This window comes from Methylotuvimicrobium buryatense, assembly GCF_005931095.1.
Lineage (GTDB): Bacteria > Pseudomonadota > Gammaproteobacteria > Methylococcales > Methylomonadaceae > Methylotuvimicrobium > Methylotuvimicrobium buryatense.
Window position 1 is genome coordinate 3,207,394 of the sequence record NZ_CP035467.1, and the last position, 17,505, is coordinate 3,224,898.

General features: G+C 49.4%; 17 protein-coding genes. 1 reads left to right on the top strand and 16 read right to left on the bottom strand.

Annotation, left to right across the window (positions count from 1 at the left end; all coding sequences use genetic code 11):
* Positions 1–43: 43 nt before the first annotated feature.
* From cmk to gyrA, 7 genes are all read right to left on the bottom strand, one after another.
* Positions 44–700, bottom strand: a complete 657-nt coding sequence (gene cmk / locus EQU24_RS14365) for a (d)CMP kinase (RefSeq protein WP_017838832.1) — start codon at positions 698–700, stop codon at positions 44–46.
* Positions 700–2,019, bottom strand: a complete 1,320-nt coding sequence (aroA, locus tag EQU24_RS14370; protein WP_026129956.1) for a 3-phosphoshikimate 1-carboxyvinyltransferase — start codon at positions 2,017–2,019, stop codon at positions 700–702. The genes cmk and aroA overlap by 1 nt, the downstream gene beginning before the upstream one ends.
* A gap of 1 nt (position 2,020) precedes the next feature.
* The gene (locus EQU24_RS14375; RefSeq protein WP_017838830.1) at positions 2,021–2,896 is read right to left on the bottom strand and encodes a prephenate dehydrogenase; all 876 of its coding nucleotides are present in this window, start codon (positions 2,894–2,896) and stop codon (positions 2,021–2,023) included.
* Positions 2,889–4,001: a histidinol-phosphate transaminase gene (gene hisC, locus EQU24_RS14380; protein WP_017838829.1), complete on the bottom strand. Its 1,113-nt coding sequence runs from the start codon at positions 3,999–4,001 to the stop codon at positions 2,889–2,891. Before hisC ends, EQU24_RS14375 begins: the two co-directional genes overlap by 8 nt.
* 94 nt (positions 4,002–4,095) lie before the next feature.
* On the bottom strand, positions 4,096–5,181 hold the full coding sequence (gene pheA, locus EQU24_RS14385; RefSeq protein ID WP_017838828.1) for a prephenate dehydratase: 1,086 nt from the start codon (positions 5,179–5,181) through the stop codon (positions 4,096–4,098).
* A 10-nt stretch (positions 5,182–5,191) separates the two neighbouring features.
* Positions 5,192–6,274, bottom strand: coding sequence for a 3-phosphoserine/phosphohydroxythreonine transaminase (serC, locus tag EQU24_RS14390; protein WP_017838827.1), 1,083 nt, complete (start codon positions 6,272–6,274; stop codon positions 5,192–5,194).
* On the bottom strand, positions 6,274–8,895 hold the full coding sequence (gyrA, locus tag EQU24_RS14395; RefSeq protein WP_017838826.1) for a DNA gyrase subunit A: 2,622 nt from the start codon (positions 8,893–8,895) through the stop codon (positions 6,274–6,276). Before gyrA ends, serC begins: the two co-directional genes overlap by 1 nt.
* 415 nt (positions 8,896–9,310) lie before the next feature.
* Here gyrA and EQU24_RS14400 point away from each other — a divergent pair, with 415 nt between their 5' ends.
* The gene (locus tag EQU24_RS14400; protein WP_017838824.1) at positions 9,311–9,517 is read left to right on the top strand and encodes a hypothetical protein; all 207 of its coding nucleotides are present in this window, start codon (positions 9,311–9,313) and stop codon (positions 9,515–9,517) included.
* A 101-nt stretch (positions 9,518–9,618) separates the two neighbouring features.
* Here EQU24_RS14400 and hemN read toward each other — a convergent pair whose 3' ends face one another.
* The 9 genes from hemN to EQU24_RS14445 all read right to left on the bottom strand — a co-directional run bounded on the left by hemN (position 9,619) and on the right by EQU24_RS14445 (position 17,463).
* Positions 9,619–10,995, bottom strand: a complete 1,377-nt coding sequence (hemN, locus tag EQU24_RS14405; protein WP_017838823.1) for an oxygen-independent coproporphyrinogen III oxidase — start codon at positions 10,993–10,995, stop codon at positions 9,619–9,621.
* Positions 10,995–12,200: a c-type cytochrome biogenesis protein CcmI gene (ccmI, locus tag EQU24_RS14410; protein ID WP_017838822.1), complete on the bottom strand. Its 1,206-nt coding sequence runs from the start codon at positions 12,198–12,200 to the stop codon at positions 10,995–10,997. The genes hemN and ccmI overlap by 1 nt, the downstream gene beginning before the upstream one ends.
* Entirely contained in the window at positions 12,197–12,697 is a 501-nt protein-coding gene (locus EQU24_RS14415; RefSeq protein WP_017838821.1) for a cytochrome c-type biogenesis protein, read from the bottom strand. The genes ccmI and EQU24_RS14415 overlap by 4 nt, the downstream gene beginning before the upstream one ends.
* 78 nt (positions 12,698–12,775) lie before the next feature.
* The gene (locus tag EQU24_RS14420; protein ID WP_017838820.1) at positions 12,776–13,603 is read right to left on the bottom strand and encodes a hypothetical protein; all 828 of its coding nucleotides are present in this window, start codon (positions 13,601–13,603) and stop codon (positions 12,776–12,778) included.
* 22 nt (positions 13,604–13,625) lie between these two features.
* Positions 13,626–14,153: a DsbE family thiol:disulfide interchange protein gene (locus EQU24_RS14425; protein WP_017838819.1), complete on the bottom strand. Its 528-nt coding sequence runs from the start codon at positions 14,151–14,153 to the stop codon at positions 13,626–13,628.
* Complete coding sequence (locus tag EQU24_RS14430) at positions 14,146–16,104, bottom strand: heme lyase CcmF/NrfE family subunit (RefSeq protein ID WP_017838818.1); 1,959 nt, start codon at positions 16,102–16,104, stop codon at positions 14,146–14,148. Before EQU24_RS14430 ends, EQU24_RS14425 begins: the two co-directional genes overlap by 8 nt.
* Complete coding sequence (gene ccmE, locus EQU24_RS14435) at positions 16,101–16,550, bottom strand: cytochrome c maturation protein CcmE (protein WP_017838817.1); 450 nt, start codon at positions 16,548–16,550, stop codon at positions 16,101–16,103. Before ccmE ends, EQU24_RS14430 begins: the two co-directional genes overlap by 4 nt.
* Entirely contained in the window at positions 16,547–16,714 is a 168-nt protein-coding gene (gene ccmD / locus EQU24_RS14440; protein WP_014148963.1) for a heme exporter protein CcmD, read from the bottom strand. The genes ccmE and ccmD overlap by 4 nt, the downstream gene beginning before the upstream one ends.
* Positions 16,711–17,463, bottom strand: coding sequence for a heme ABC transporter permease (locus EQU24_RS14445; protein WP_014148964.1), 753 nt, complete (start codon positions 17,461–17,463; stop codon positions 16,711–16,713). Before EQU24_RS14445 ends, ccmD begins: the two co-directional genes overlap by 4 nt.
* Positions 17,464–17,505 lie beyond the last annotated feature (42 nt).

The following is a 17,505-nucleotide window of genomic DNA, read 5'->3' on the forward strand; positions in this document are numbered from 1 at the left end:
AAAAAAGCCGCTTAATACTGCTTGCGGCGTATGTAAATACTACTCAGCGAATCAAATTTACTATCTGCTCAATGACCGTCTCGATGGACATATCGGAAGAATCGATAAAAACAGCATCATTAGCCTGCATCAACGGCGCGGCTTTGCGCTGTTGATCGCGGCGATCCCGCTCTTCAATCTCTTGAGTAATGAGCGAAAGGTTAGCATCAATTCCTTTTTCTTTCAACTGTTTATATCGGCGCATCGCTCTTTCTTCAGCACTTGCCGTTAAAAACACCTTATTTTGAGCATCAGGAAATACGACGGTACCCATGTCCCGACCGTCTGCAACCAAACCGGGCGGCTTTTTAAAATCCTTTTGTTTTTGCAGTAGAACCTTTCTAACTTCAGGCAACGCGGCGACCACCGAAGCTGCATTGCCTGTACTTTCAAGACCCAATTGACCGGTTATATCCTTACCATCAAGCTTAACGGTCAATTCGTCGGCGGATTCGAACTCCAATACCATCGCTTTGGCAACTTCCGCAACAACCGCCTCGTCGCTCAAGTCGGCTCCTGCGGCAATGGCGGCAATGGCCAACGAACGATAGATCGAACCGCTGTCCAAATAGTGCCAACCCAATTTTCTCGCAATTGCCCGACTGACCGTGCCTTTACCGGCGCCGGACGGACCGTCGATTGTCAATACCGGAACCGACATTAGCCTTGCTCGGACTGCAGTTTTAAACCCAGGGCCGGAGCGATCTCTATGAACTCCGGAAAGGATGTATTGACGTTTTCGCAATCGTTGATGACGATTTTTCCGTCGGCTCTGAGCCCGGCAATTGAAAAAGCCATCGCGATACGATGGTCGCCATGCGACTCGACCGAACCCGAACCGATTTTTCCGCCTTGGATGATCATGCCGTCCGGCGTCGGCTGAGCATCGACTCCCAAAATTTTTAAGCCATCGGCCATGACTTGAATCCGGTCGGATTCCTTGACCCTGAGTTCTTCGGCGCCGGTCAAACGGGTTTGTCCTTCGGCGCAAGCCGCAGCAACAAACAATACCGGAAATTCATCGATCGCCAGCGGAACCAATTCCTCAGGAATATCGATGCCTTTCAATGGTGCCGATTTAACATGCAGATCGGCTACCGGTTCTCCACCGACGATACGCTCGTTCAATATTTCGATATTTGCACCCATCAGTCGCAGAATATCGATCACACCGGTACGAGTAGGATTGATACCCACATGATTCAGCACGATATCGGAACCTGGCGCAATGGATGCTCCGACCAAAAAAAACGCCGCTGAAGAAATATCGCTGGGCACATCGATATCGGACGCCGTGAGTCTACCTTCGGCAGTAATCGTCACCCTGGCCCCATCTTTTTCGACCGGATACGAAAAACCGCTCAGCATCCGCTCGGTATGATCGCGTGTCGGCGCCGGCTCGGTAACGCGGGTCGCCCCTTCTGCGTACATCCCAGCCAATAACAAACACGATTTGACTTGCGCGCTAGCCATTGGCATTTGATAATCGATGCCTTTAAGTTTGCCGGCCTGCCCTTTGATATGCAGCGGCGCCGTGCCCTTTTCCGTCGTTTCAATCACCGCACCCATTTGCGCCAACGGATCGGTAACCCGTTTCATCGGCCTGCCGGACAAGGATTTGTCGCCGGTCAATACCGAGTCGAAAGCCTGCCCTGCCAACAACCCGGAGAGTAAGCGCATCGATGTGCCCGAGTTGCCAAGATACAATGGTTTTTGCGGCGCCTTCAAACCGTGTTTGCCGACCCCATGAATCGTCAATTCGCCATTTTTCGGCCCTTCGATAACGACCCCCATGTCTCTGAATGCCTGTAGCGTCGCCAATGCGTCTTCGGCTTCGAGAAAGCCTTTGACATGCGTGACGCCATCGGCCAGCGAACCGAGCATGATAGAACGGTGAGAAATCGACTTGTCGCCAGGGACCCTTGCTTGCCCATTTAATGAACCGCCGGGTTGTACAGTGAAAGTTATCGTTTTAGCCATTTTAATTTGTCAATTGATCGAGAAAACGCTGCCGGGCTTGACCCGCGTATGTGAAGGTTTGAAAAATCTGCTGGCTATCGTCGTTTTCGAGAGCCAGTTCCATCGTATCCAATTCTTGTTTAAGCTGTTGAATCAGCGGTATTAATTTTTGTCTATTGGCCAAACAAATATCCAGCCACATGGTCGGATCGCTTGAAGCGATGCGCGTAAAATCCTTAAAACCACCGGCTGCGTATTTAAATATTTCGACTTGCTCGTCCTTACGTCCGAGCAAATCGACCAACACAAAAGCCAATAAATGCGGCAAATGACTGGTCGCGGCTAGTATCGCATCATGATGATCGACTTCCATGATCGACACGATCGCTCCCAAGCGCTGCCAAAACTGCTGAATTGATGCCGTCGCCTTCGGATCGGTTTGCTCAACCGGCGTGATAATCAGTCGCTTATCATCGAATAAACCATTCACCGAAGCCGTTACACCGCTTTGTTCGGCTCCGGCAATCGGATGGGCCGGGACAAAATTACTCGGCACGGACCCGAACACTCGCTTAGCGGCATCGACGACATTGCCTTTGGTACTGCCGACGTCGGAATAAACGGCTCGATCGGACCAATAAGGCTGCAACTCGCCAAGTACCTTTTCGATTGCGCCGACCGGCGTCGCGATGACGATGCAGTCGGCATCCTTCACGGCCGCTTCGAGGTTTATAAAATACTCGTCGACGACACCCAACCGCCGAGCTTCTTTCAAATTATCGAGATCTATTTCACGACCGTAAGCGACGATAGTCTTACACAAGCCTCGATCGCGTGCAGCACGAGCTATCGAGCCGCCGATTAACCCGACGCCAATCAGACACAGCTTATTAAACATCAGCGAGCACAGCCTGTAACGCCTCGAGACAACGGCTATTTTCGGTGGGCGTACCGATACTAATGCGCAAATAGTCGGGCATTTCGTAATTCGCGACCGGCCTTACGATGACGCCTTTTTGCAACAAAGCCTGATAAACGCCGTCTCCCGAACGCTTGACATCGACCGATACAAAATTGCCGGCCGACGGAATCCATTCCAGTCCGAGCTGACGGAATCCATCGATTAACTGCTGCATGCCATCGTTGTTGGTCGCTATCGTACGTTGCAAATGCTCATGATCTGCAAGCGCCGCTTCAGCCGCCGCCAATGCAAGCATATTATTATTGAAGGGTTGGCGCACTCGATTCAAAAAATCGGCAACCCTCGGATTGGAAAAACTGTAACCGACACGTAAGCCCGCTAATCCGTATGCCTTGGAAAAAGTCCGGGTCACGATCAAATTGGGATGGGCAATCAACCAGGCGATTGAGTCGGCACGGCTTTGCGGGTCGATAAATTCGTAATAAGCTTCGTCCAAGACGCAAAGCACATGACTCGGCAATGCCGCAATAAAATGGCGCAGCTCATCGGGCGCCAATAAGGTGCCGGTCGGATTATTTGGATTCGCAATAAAAATAAGCCGGGTTTTATCATTGACCGCCGCCAACATCGCATCGAGATCATGCCCGTATTCGCGCGCCGGAATAACGACGCCGGTAGCACCGACGGCCTGCGTCACAATCGGATAAACGGCGAATGCATGCTGCGAAAAAATCACTTCATGAGCCGGTGTTAAAAAAGCTCTGGCCAGTAACTCCAGAATTTCATTAGAACCGTTACCCAATGTAATTTGCGACATATCGACGCTAAATTTTTCGGCCAACGCGCGTTTCAACTTGAAGCCGTTACCATCGGGGTAACGCGCCAAATCCGGCAAGGTCGCATGAATCGCCGCCAACGCCATTGGACTCGGCCCTAGCGGGTTTTCATTCGATGCCAATTTAACGATATCGCTCAGACCTAATTCGCGCTCGAGTTCTTCGATCGGTTTACCGGGAACATAAGGAATAAGGCGCTGCACGCCAGGCGTGGCCAGGGAATAAAAATTATCGGTGATATTCATTAATAAATATGATTTTAAACGTTATACGCACGAATAACGCTGATTAAGCCGACTATCAAGAAGCTAGACGCTCCGGAATTTACGCGTTTCATTTTTATAAAACCGCCTTCGGGTACGATCCCAATATATTCAACATACTGACTCGGGCACCCAGCATTTTTAACGCCGCCGCGACATTTTCGTCCTCGGCATGACCTTCGATGTCAATAAAGAACACATAATCCCACAGACCTTGACGCGACGGCCTCGATTCGATATGCATCATGCCGATACCGTGATGCGCGAACGGCTCCAAGACTCGATAAAGCGCGCCCGGCTGATTGCCGGTCGACACCAACAGCGAGGTTTTATCCTTACCGGTCGACCCTGAAATCTGGCGACCGATAATGATGAATCGGGTGGTATTATTCGACTCGTCCTCGATGTTGCCTTCGATGACCGAGAGCCCGTAAAGTTCGGCAGCGAATTTTCCAGCTATCGCCGCTTTATCTTTCGAACCGGCAGCTAAGCGAGCCGCCTCACCGTTACTGTTGACAGCGGTACGTTTCGCATCGGGCAAGTGCAGATCCAACCATTGACGGCACTGCGCCAAGGATTGCTGGTGCGAAAAAACCTCCGCGATATCCTCAAGACTCCCGGCATTACCGATTAGATTATGATGAACCCGTAATTCAACCTCGCCGCAAATCTTCAGCGGCGAACTAACGAACCGATCCAAGGTATGATTGACCACGCCTTCTGTCGAATTTTCGACCGGCACGACGCCGAACTGACAATGCTCGTTTTCGACCGCATTGAATATTTCCGCGATCGTCGTAGCGGGCACTGCATTGACCGCATGCCCGAAATGCTTAATCGTTGCCTGTTGAGTAAAAGTACCTTCCGGCCCCAAAAACGCGACGTCCAATGGTTTTTCAAGCGCTAAACAGGCCGACATCAACTCCCTAAAAAAACGCATCGCGGTTTCATCGGCAAGCGGACCTTGATTGAGCGCCTTAACCCGTCTTAATACCAACGACTCCCTATCCGGCCGGTAAAAACATCCCGATTCACCTTCCGCCATCTTGGTTTTAGCCACTTCGATGGCACAAGACGCGCGTTGATTGATCAACTGCAGAATCTGTTCGTCGATCGAATCAATTCGTGCCCTTAAATCGGCAAGAGGAGTAATTGAAGTCATGTTGCAATACTCAGGCTCGGGTTCTTTCGAATTCGGCCATGAATTCAATTAAAGCGTTTACGCCTTCCTCAGGCATTGCATTATAAATACTCGCACGCATACCGCCAACGGAACGATGCCCTTTTAATTCGGCGAACCCATTGGCTTCGGCTTGGGTTAAAAATTCTTTATCGAGCGATGCATCGGATAAGATGAAAGGTACGTTCATTCGCGAACGAAATTCGGTTTGCACCGGATTGGTATATAACGAAGAACTATCGATTGCATCATACAAACTCGCCGCTTTTCTGATGTTGACGGCTTCTATCGCATCGACACCGCCGGCCGATTTGAGCCATTTCAACACCAAACCGACCAGATACCAATTGTAAGATGCCGGCGTATTTAACATCGATTGATTTTTGGCCTGTACCGCGTAATTGAATACATCGGGCAAGCGGGAGTCGGCCTCGCCGATCAAATCATCGCGTACGATTACGACGGTGACCCCGGCCGGCCCCATGTTTTTTTGTGTTCCGGCATAAATCAAGCCGAATTGGCTTACGTCGATCTTGCGCGACAAAATATTCGACGACATGTCGGCAACCAACGGCAATCCCTGCGCATCCGGGATAAACGGAAATTCAACGCCGTGTATCGTTTCGTTCGAAGTGTAGTGCAAATACGCCGCATTCGGATCGATTTGCCATCCGGTCACATCTGGTATCGTGGTGAATTTTTCGGATTCGGAACTGGCCGAAACAATCGCCTCGCAAAACCGCCCGCCATCCTTAATCGCTTTCTCGGACCAGGCTCCGGTGTTGATATAGCAAGCTTTAGTCTTGCCCCGCAATAGATTCAAAGGAATAAATGAAAACTGGCCGGTCGCGCCGCCTTGTAAAAACAAGACCTTATAATTTTCGGGAATCGCCATCAATTCGCGTAAATCGACTTCCAATTGTTCGGCAATCGTCGAAAAATGCTTGCCTCGATGACTCATTTCCATCACCGACATGCCGCTAGCCTGCCATTCGAGCATTTCATCGCGCGCCTGCCGAAGTACCGCTTCGGGTAATGCCGACGGTCCCGCGCTGAAGTTATATATTCTGGCCATTATTCTTGTTCTCCCGAGTCCTGTTCTATCTCTGTTTCATTATTGACTTCCCCACCTAAATCGGACTCCTCTTCCATTCCGGCGTCCTCGTCTTCGGCCAAACCTTCTATTCGATCGACTCCAACTACTTTTTCGTTTTTGTCGAGGCGAATAACCGTAACGCCTTGCGTATTCCGGCCGACGATCGATATTTCATCGACGCGGGTCCTAACCAAGGTACCGCCGTTCGTAATCAGCATGATTTCATCGCGCTCGGACACCAATACCGCCCCGACGACATTACCGTTACGCTCGGACGTTTGTATCGAAATCACGCCCTGCCCGCCTCGGCCTTTACGCACGAATTCTTTCAAATGCGTCCGTTTACCGTAGCCGTTTTCGGTGATCGTCAATACAGTTCCTTCAGCCGATACGATCAGCGAAATGACTTTTTGCCCCGGCTGTAGTCTAATGCCGCGCACACCCGCCGCAGTCCGTCCCATTGAGCGAACATCCTCTTCGTTGAAACAAACCGCCTTGCCGTCGGTCGAGAATAGTAAGATATTTTGCTGACCGTCGGTCACGGCCACACCGACCAAGGCATCTTCTTCTCGCAAATCGATCGCGATTTTACCGTTGGTGCGCTGACGCTCGAATTCGGGAAGCGGCGTTTTCTTAACGGTGCCGTTCGCGGTTGCCATGAAAATGAACTTATCGGCACTGAACTCTCTAACCGGCAGCAAGGCGTTAATATTTTCCCCGGATTCCAGCGGCAGTAAATTGACGAAAGGCTTGCCTCGCGAGGCGCGGCTCGCAACCGGCAATTGATATACCTTGAGCCAATAGACCTTACCTAGCGAAGAGAAACAGAGAATCGTATCGTGCGTATTCGCAACGATCAATTTGTCGATAAAGTCGGTTTCCTTCGTTGCCGTCGCCGATTTGCCCCGACCGCCGCGCCGCTGCGCCTTATAATCGTCGAGCGGCTGCGCCTTGACATAACCTTCGTGCGATACGGTCACGACCATATCTTCCTCGGTAATCAAATCCTCGTCGGTCAAATCAAGATGATCCTGCAAAATCTCGGTGCGCCGCTCGTCGCCGTATTCGGCTTTAATGGCTTCGAGCTCTTCCTTAATAACCTCCATCAACCGGACATCGCTGCCTAGAATCTCCAAATACTCGTCAATCAGTTTAAGCAAGTCCCTATATTCATTGACGATTTTTTCCTGCTCGAGACCGGTCAGACGGTGCAGGCGCAAATCTAAAATCGCGGCTGCCTGCGTTTCGGATAATCGGTAGTAACCGTCTACCAAACCGAATTCAGGCGTTAAATCCTCGGGCCTGGATCGGTCGGCATCGGCACGATCAAGCAAGGTATTCACCAAGCCGGCTTCCCAAGTCCTGGACAAGAGTCCGGATTTCGCTTCCGCCGAGTCTTTAGCCGATTTAATTAATGCGATCATTTCGTCAATATTAGCCAAAGCGATTGCCAAGCCTTCCAGGATATGAGCCCTATCCCGCGCCTTGCGCAAATTATAAACCGTTCTGCGCGTGACGATTTCCCGGCGGTGATCGATAAAGGCCGTGAGAATCTCTTTCAGATTCATGCAATGAGGACGACCGCCTAAAAGCGCAACCATATTGATACCGAATACCGTCTGCATTTGCGTTTGCTTGTACAGATTATTCAGCACCACTTCGGGAACTTCCCCGCGCCGTAGCTCGATGACCATGCGCATACCATCCTTGTCGGATTCGTCGCGCAAACCGGAGATACCCTCAAGCTTGGCTTCCTTGACCATTTCGGCTATTTTCTCCAACAGCCTGGCCTTATTGACCTGATACGGCAACTCGGTCGTAATGATCGCATAACGACCGCTTTCGCCGATTTCCTCGAAATGGCAGCGAGCGCGTAAATAGACTTTGCCTCGCCCCGTGGCATAGGCGCTTCGAATACCGGCAGCTCCGTTGATCGTTGCCGCCGTCGGAAAATCGGGTCCCGGAATAAATTGCATCAACTCGCTAATCGTAATTTCGGGATTTTCGATTTGTGCAAGACAAGCACTGACGACTTCGGTTAGGTTATGCGGCGGAATATTGGTTGCCATGCCGACCGCGATACCCGACGAACCGTTGATTAAAAGCGTCGGCACCCGAGTCGGCAAAACTTTAGGCTCGGATTCCGATTCGTCGTAGTTCGGTATGAAATCGACGGTTTCTTTATCGATATCGGCCAATAATTCATGCGCAATCTTGGCCATGCGAACTTCGGTGTACCGCATAGCCGCCGGCGAGTCACCGTCGACCGACCCGAAATTTCCTTGCCCGTCAATCAACATATAACGCAGAGAAAACGGCTGCGCCATCCTAACGATCGTGTCGTAAACCGCGGTATCGCCATGAGGGTGATATTTACCGATCACGTCACCGACTACACGCGCGGATTTTTTATAAGCTTTATTCCAATCATTGCCAAGTTCGCTCATTGCATAGAGAACGCGGCGATGCACCGGTTTCAGGCCGTCCCGAACATCGGGGAGCGCGCGGCCGACTATGACGCTCATGGCATAGTCGAGATAGGACTGTTTCATCTCGTCTTCGAGATTGACAGGAATAATTTCTTTAGCGAAGTCCGACATTGATCCGTTTTTTACAAAAATAAAGCCCGTTACCTAAATCGGCAAGCGGTTTCCTTCAATGGGATAATTCCGAAAAGACTTAAAAAATCCTTACATCCAATGGAATTACGCGAGATACCAAAACTGGGTGATTATAACAAAATGTCGAACGAGAGTCGAAGAGCTTACGACTTTATCAAAGCTTCTCAAATAGGGCTAGCGCAACAAATGGCGCAAGACTGCAAAACGTTCAGCACAAACGCCATTTTTGACACAAAAGCGTCACAGACCTGCCGTTTCTGTCACTTTTTTTTACAAAAGTCTAATACGCTCTTTAATAACATATGGCTAAATCATTGAAAATACTTATTTTGATTAGATGGGCCTTGATATTGCTTCATTTATTATGAAACAACATTGATCAGAGGTGACGACAATGGAAAATCAAACTATAGAAATCACAAGCCAAGCACAGTCCGCATTCATCGAAATGCTAAGCGCTGAATTTATTGCGCAAACCGGCGTTGGTGTTTATGCCTATCTGACACCGCTTGCGATCAACAGCTTATTTAGTCAATATTTACAACACAGAGAACCGCTAAGGGCATTCACGAAGCACTACGTGAAAACCGTTTTGGTTTAATTGCAGCCAAAAAAAGGCGACGAAGAGAGCTAAAACCGGTTTTCGTGCATTTCTTCGGACATGGATTTTGCGAAAAACGCAAGCTCCATGTCTAAGGAAATTTAAATAACCTTCGAAAACTGTTGCTTTTCAGTAAGATAACGATCAAATACCATACAGATATTGCGAATCAGCAAACGACCGGCAGGCCGTACTAAAATTTGGTCGGTATCGATCGTCAAAAGTCCATCTTCGGCCATTTTCTGCAACTTAATCAATTCCTGCTCGAAGTATGTCTTGAAATCGATTGAGAACTCGCGCTCCAGCGTCCTGAATTCAAGCTCGAAGTGACAGATCAACCCGCTGATGACCGCTCGCCTCAGTTTATCGTCCCGGCTCAATTCAAACCCTTTGAACACAGGCAAACGTCCCTGCTCTATCGTTTGCCGATAAGTGTCAAGATCTTTTACATTTTGAATGTAGGCATCGCCCACTCGACCGATTGAAGTAATCCCCAAACCAATCAAATCGCATTCGGAGTGTGTCGAATAGCCCTGAAAATTTCGGTACAGCTTCCCTTCGCGCTGAGCAACCGCCAATTCGTCATTCGGTTTTGCGAAATGATCCATGCCGATATAAACATAACCGGCTTCGGTCAAGCGCTGAATCACCATTTGCAAAATTGCCAACTTGACCTCGGGAGCCGGTATATCGACATCATCGATCTGGCGCTGAGTTTTGAAACGCTGCGGCAAATGCGCATAATTGAAGACCGAAAACCGCTCGGGCGAGGCTTCAAGAACCTTTTCCAATGTTCGTGAAAACGACTCTACAGTCTGTAGCGGCAACCCGTAAATCAAATCGATACTGGTCGAACGAAAACCTTCGTTGCGCGCCGCCTCCAATACCGCAAAAGTTTCCTGTTCGGTTTGAATGCGATTGACCGCTTTTTGCACATCGGGTTCGAAATCCTGCAAACCCAAGCTAATCCGGTTAAAACCCAATTCCCGCAGCACGGCTATTGTCCGATCGTCGGTTTCTCTAGGATCGACTTCGATAGAGTACTGCCCTTCGTCATCCTCGCGCAGATTGAAATACCGGCGAGTCGACGCCATCAGCCGCCGCATTTGGCTCTCATTCAAGAAAGTCGGCGTTCCGCCACCCCAATGCAATTGATCGACGACACGACCTCGATCGAACAAAGCGCCCTGCATTTCGATTTCGCGACAAAGATCGTTCAAATACGGCTCGGCATGCGCGCGATTTTTGGTCACGATCTTATTGCACGCGCAGTAGTAACAGACCGTATCGCAAAACGGAATGTGAAAATAAAGCGATAACGGCCCTCCAAGCCTATTCGATTGCTCGATATGACGTAAATAATCCGCTTCGCCGAAATTCTCGTGTAATTCCAACGCAGTCGGATAAGATGTATATCGAGGCCCGGCCTGATCGTAACGATGGATGAGATCGAGATCGAACGTTAAGGACTGGTCCATTATTGAACCTTTTGATCGATCGTTATAGTAACGCCCTCTGTTTCAGCCGGTGCAACGCTCTCCACGATACCGATCCAATCGCCTGGACGTGACTCTGCCTGGCCCGACATCGAAATCCGGGCACTAATTTTAACGCGATCAAAGTTAGACAACTTCATCGCCGGCATCATTGCCTGCTCGTCGCTCAACACAACTGTTACCGGTAAATCAGCCACTTGCATCTTAACGATCGCTAGCGGCATAGGTGGGCCCTGTAATGCCTGAGCATAAACAAATACGGTATCGGTGGCGGAAACGACGCCTTGCAATTCGTCGGAGATAGCTACATTGACTTTAAGGCCTTTAGCAATAGCTGCCGGCTGCTGCTCGACAGGCGCCGTACCTAGCCTCTCCATGACTTGCGCAATCAAACCCTGAACCTCACGGTATGGCTCTGAGCCTTTCGGCATTTGCGCGGCTAATTTTTGCCAATGCCGTAAGGCTTCGTCATATTTACCCGCTTCGGCTTTAGCCATGCCCGACAACCACAATGCCGTCGAATCATCCGGTGCCAATTTAAGTGCCTTCGCAACAAATTCCGCCGGTTTCCCGGCCAACCGACCATCATTAGCCATCGCCAACGCATCGGCGTACTGAAGCAGCACATCGGCTCTATCACCCAACAGACGATATGCCTCCGAAAAGGCTTGCGCCGATTCGGCATAGCGATTCATATATTTGTAAGAACGCCCAAGCATCAACCAACCTTCCGCATCGTCGGGTTGGCTTTGCAAACGCTGCGCCAATCCTAAAACCATCGCATTGATTTCATCCATCTGCTGAGCGGTTCTGTCCGCTTCCGGCAACAACGCATCGGCGTTACCTAAAGTGCGGTACAAAGTCACCGAAACCAACGGAATAACAATCAATGCCAGAACGATCAACCACCGACCGGATGATTCCGATTGCCGCGAAACCGACTCAGTTTGCAAATCATCGGCCAGCACCGATTGCAATTCTTGGTATAAGTCTTCGTATTCATCAGCCGTAATCGTTCCGGCCGAGCGCTGTTCTTTTAAATCCAGTAAACGCTGCTTAGCAATATCGACGTTGAAACGCTCCGTTTCAATATCTATTGAACCCGGTCGACGCCATAAGGGCGGCAATACAAACGCAAACGCTATCGCAATCAAAACGCTTGCGGTCAGCCAAAATTCTGTCGTCACCGATCATCTCCTTGTTCCAATAAGCGGCGAATTTCTTCCGATTGCGCGGAATCATGCGCAGACTCGGAACGAGTCGCCAAACGTTTTTTACGCACGACACTCCAAGCAACCAATAAACCGATCACTAAAAACAATAACGGCGCCAACCATAATAAACTGGTCTTAGCCTTCATCGGAGGATTGTACAATACGAAATCGCCATAACGCTGAGTCATAAAATCGACAATTTCCTGCCTTGATTTGCCTTGTTGCAGCATTTTGTAGACTTGGGCACGCAAATCCTTCGCCAAATCGGCGTTCGAATCGGCAATAGTCTGGTTTTGACAAACCAGACAACGTAACTCTGAAATCAGCGAGTTGTAAACGCGTTCCTGCTCTGGAGTATCGAAATTCTTGACCTCGACGGCCGCAGCAATGGCCTGAACGCCCCACAATAAAAAGAAGACTAAAAAAATAATACGCATAATTGCATTGATCGAATGATTAGTAACGTGCATGAATTAACCTGAATAAGCGCCTACCTTGCCCTTCAAGAGAGGTTTAGATCAAGGAAATACAAATTATTGAAGCTTAGGCTATACCCGCAATAGAAAAAAACGCATGACTCGATAAATTCCGTTCATGACGAATAGAAAACCCAGCATGAATAGCAAATTGGAAACGGTCAATAATTTGGGTAAATTGATGAAATATGCAAAAAGGCCCTCCGGCTCGTTGTCATAGCGACGATTATTGTTCTCGGAGTCGGCATATTGCGCGGCCAGCTTTTTGAATTCGACAGCATGGTTATTAGCTTGAGAATTATCCTCGGAAAACTGAGTATCGAATCCAAGATAGCTGACCCCTTGGTAAATTTTATGTGTGACCTTTTCATCCAAAGTATTCCAGGCCTCGTTAACATGAAGCGCCATGTTGACTGTTTCGTCGACCATTTCTCGTAAGGCTTCATCAATAACAAGCTCATCATCGATAATTTCCAGGCTCATAATAAACTCTTTCGATACAAGCAAAGGATTAAATCCAGGTTGATGATCTGAATCGGATTGTTTAAAAATATACGGCGAAACTTCAGTCTCGGCAAACGGGTTGAAATACAAAGGATTTTCAGCTTCGGCGGCTTTAAGAGTAGAGGGTTTAGCGCCAAAATCGCCTTGTTTTTTTGGGGTCGCCAATTCCTGCCGATCGCCCGTTTCACTTGAAGACGATTCGGATTTTTTTTGTACTTGCCTTAAAGCATCGGCTACCAGAGACCTTTCTTTAAGTTCGGCACCATTATCAAGCCGACTTTCGGGTTGGATTGTATCGAGATTGCTCGCATCACCTTGAACATCAAGCGTAATGGTAGCCGCCGTAGCGAACAGACTATAAGCGCTCAACAAAAAAAGCAGAAATAACTTCGTCACATAGCCGTACCATTTCCGGGATTTACTCAGCCTGCAAAGTATTCAACAAAGGTAAAAATGTCGTTTCAATATCTTTGTCGGTCACAGGTCCTGTATGCTTGTAACGAACTACGCCCTGCTTATCGATTACAAACGTTTCCGGAACACCATAGACTCCCCAATCGATTCCGGTCAATCCTTCCATGTCCAAGACACTGACATCATAGGGATTACCCAATCTAGCCAGCCAGTTTTTCGCATCTTCTGGTTCATCCTTGTAGTTAAGGCCAATAATAACAGCCAATTTTTGCTCCGCCAACCGATTAAGCACCGGATGTTCGGCTCGGCACGACACACACCAGGAAGCCCAAACATTCAGCAACCAAACTTGCCCCTTCAAATCCGCCGTACTCAAGGTACGAGACGGATCATCCAAAGTTTGCAGTGTAAAAGGCGGAGCCGGCTTATCGATGAAGGGCGACGGAATTTCACGCGGATTGAGATTCAAACCGATCGCCAAAAAAATCGCCAGTACTGCAAAAATTAAAAGTGGCGTCAAAAATTTAAGCATTTTTGCTGACTCGCTGTTTTTTATTGCCTATTCGATAACGTCTGTCGCAGACAGCCCAGAGGCCACCCAATGCCATGAAAACACCGCCGATCCATATCCACCGTATAAAGGCTTTATAATAAACGCGCATGCTCCATGCGCCCGAATCGCCCAACGGTTCGCCGATCGCGACAAAAAGATCGCGAAACAGACCGGCATCGATCGCGGCCTCGGTCATCGGCATTTGTTGCACGCGATAAATTCTTTTTTGCGGTTCGAGTTTAGCCACCGTCTTATCATCGTAACTGACCGTCAAGTGGCCTTGTTGCGCCCGATAATTCGGCCCATCGACTACATCGATACCATGAAATTCGAATATATAACCGGACATTTCTAGCTTGTCGCCGGGGGCCATTCTAACGTCTTTTTCGATGCTATAAACCGAGGTCAAGGTAATTCCGACGATGAAGACCGCAATACCCAAATGCGCCAAGGTCATGCCGTAAAAGGCTCTCGGCACTTTCAGCAAGGCTGTAAAATCAGGCATTTTATGCCCTAGACGCTCTGAAAAGGCCAGTCCGGTCAGTGCCGTCGTCCACAGCGCCAACGTCAAGCCAATCGCGGCAGCCCAGGAATAAAACGGCATCAACAACGGTAATGCCGCGCCGAGCAACAGGCAGCCCAGCATCAGCCAACGGATTCGTAGCGCGAGCGCGTTGAACTGGTCTTTTTTCCAACGTAGCAAAACGCCGATACCCGAGACCACGGCAAGCGGCGCCATCAAAGGAACAAAAATCGCATTGAAATAAGGCGGCCCGACCGAAATCTTGCCCATGCCCAAGGCATCGATAAACAAAGGATACAAGGTGCCGACCAAAATACTGGCCGCCGTCACGACCAACAGCACGTTATTCAACAGTAATGCGGATTCTTTCGAAATCATTTCGAAACTGGCGCTGCTTTTAACCGCCGGCGCTCTAATCGCATAGAGCAATAAAGATCCGCCGACGACAATAGCCAAAAAAATCAAAATGAACAAACCACGGGCCGGATCGCTGGCAAAGGCATGCACCGAGGTCAATACGCCGGAACGGACCAAAAAAGTCCCCAGCAGACTCAACGAAAACGCGAAAATCGCCAACAGCACGGTCCAGGTCTTGAACACACCGCGTTTTTCACTGGCTGCCAATGAATGAATCAACGCCGTGCCGACCAGCCAAGGCATAAACGAAGCGTTCTCGACCGGGTCCCAAAACCACCAACCGCCCCAGCCTAATTCGTAATAAGCCCACCAACTGCCCAGCGTGATGCCCAAAGTCAGAAACATCCAGGCGATATTGGTCCAAGGTCTGGACCAACGTGCCCAGGCGCTGTCCAAACGACCTTCGAGCAAGGCCGCGATCGAGAACGCAAACGCGACCGAAAAGCCGACATACCCCATGTATAGCATCGGCGGATGAATCGCGAGCCCAGGGTCTTGCAACAGAGGATTCAAATCGCGGCCTTCAGGCGGCGCCGGAATCATGCGCTCGAACGGATTCGAGGTCAGCAACAAGAACAGTAAAAAACCGATGCTGACCAAGCCCATCACACCGAGAACCCGTGCAATCGTCGCGTCCGGAATACTGCGGCTAAACTGCGCAACCAAACCGGTCCAGATCGTCAAACTCAAGGCCCAAAGTAACAATGAGCCTTCATGCGCGCCCCATACGCCGGAGACTAAATATAGTACCGGCAAATGAGTATTCGAATTGTTCGCGACATAGGCGACCGAAAAATCATGCGTCAAAAACGCATACGTCAGACACAAATAAGACAAGCCGACAAAGAACAATTGCCCGAACGCGGCGGGACGCGCCACGGCAATCCATCCAGGAATCGCACGAAAACTACCGACGATAGGGACAATGCCCAACATCACCGCCATGCACAAAGCCAGTATTAAAGAAAAATGCCCCAGCTCAGGAATCATATACCACCTTCTGCCGGAGGCTCCGGTTGTTTTTTCAGGCTATCTGCGACTTCGGGCGGCATATAATTTTCGTCATGTTTGGCCAAGACTTCCTCGGCAACGAACACACCGCTTTCGGACAAACGACCTTTTGCGACGATGCCTTGCCCCTCCCTGAACAAATCCGGCAAAATGCCGGTATATTCCACGGTCACTTCTTTATTGAAATCGGTTAACTTAAAGCGCACAAGCAAACTCTCCGCCGGGCGATCGACACTGCCGTCGACTACCATACCGCCAATTCGAAACAAAGCGTTTTCCGGCGCCTTGCCTTCGACCACTTCGGTCGTCGAGAAAAAATACATCAAATTTTCATTGAACGATTTCAGCGCAAAAGCGACGGCAAGCCCCATACCGGCCAGCATCAATCCAATTAAAATAAGTCGTTGTCTACGAATCGGTTTCATGATTTTTTCATCCGTTTCATTTTATGAGCCAACTCTTTTAAAAAAAGTTTGCGTTGAATAACGGGCAAAACCGCAATCGCAAGCAACACGAGTAAAGTCACCCCATAAGAAGTCCAAACATAAAAGGCGTAACCGCCCATTGCAAAAAATTCTTGCCAATTCATTCTATTAAGCCTTTAACCCATTGACTGTTTCGTTCGCGCTGAATCAATTCGGTCCGCGCGCGCTGCAACATCGCAACTAGATAATAAAATTTGAAGGCGACCGCCATCGTCAACAAGGGAATCAACATGCTGACATGAATCGAAGGTTTATCGATCTTGGACACGGTCGGACCCTGATGCAAGGTATTCCACCACTCGACCGAATAATGAATGATCGGAATATTGACTACACCGACAATCGCCAGAATTGCCACCGCTCTCGAAGCTGTTCGTTTGTCGTCGATCGCTCCGTACAATGCGATGACGCCCAGATACAGAAACAGCAGAATCAATTCCGAAGTTAAACGTGCATCCCAAACCCACCAGGTCCCCCACATCGGCTTACCCCATAGAGAGCCCGTTAATAGGGCGATAAAAGTAAAACCGGCGCCGACAGAGGCGCTGCTGATCATGACGATTTCGGCCAACTTGATACGCCAAACCAGTCCGATGGCGCCGGCAACCGCCATCACGACATAGATGAACAATGACATCCAGGCGCTCGGCACATGAATATAAATGATCCGGTAGCTATCGCCCTGCTGATAATCGGCGGGCGCCAAAAACAAGCCGCCATATAGACCTACGGCGGTCAAAATAATAAAAATCGCCGTCAACCAAGGCAATAATCGGCCGGTAAACGCATAAAAATGCGGTGGTGAGGCCATGCGATGGAAAAAACGGCCTACGGAATCAGGAATCAAAAACATGCGATAAGCTTATAAAGTGATCTACGATAATGAGCAAAATTG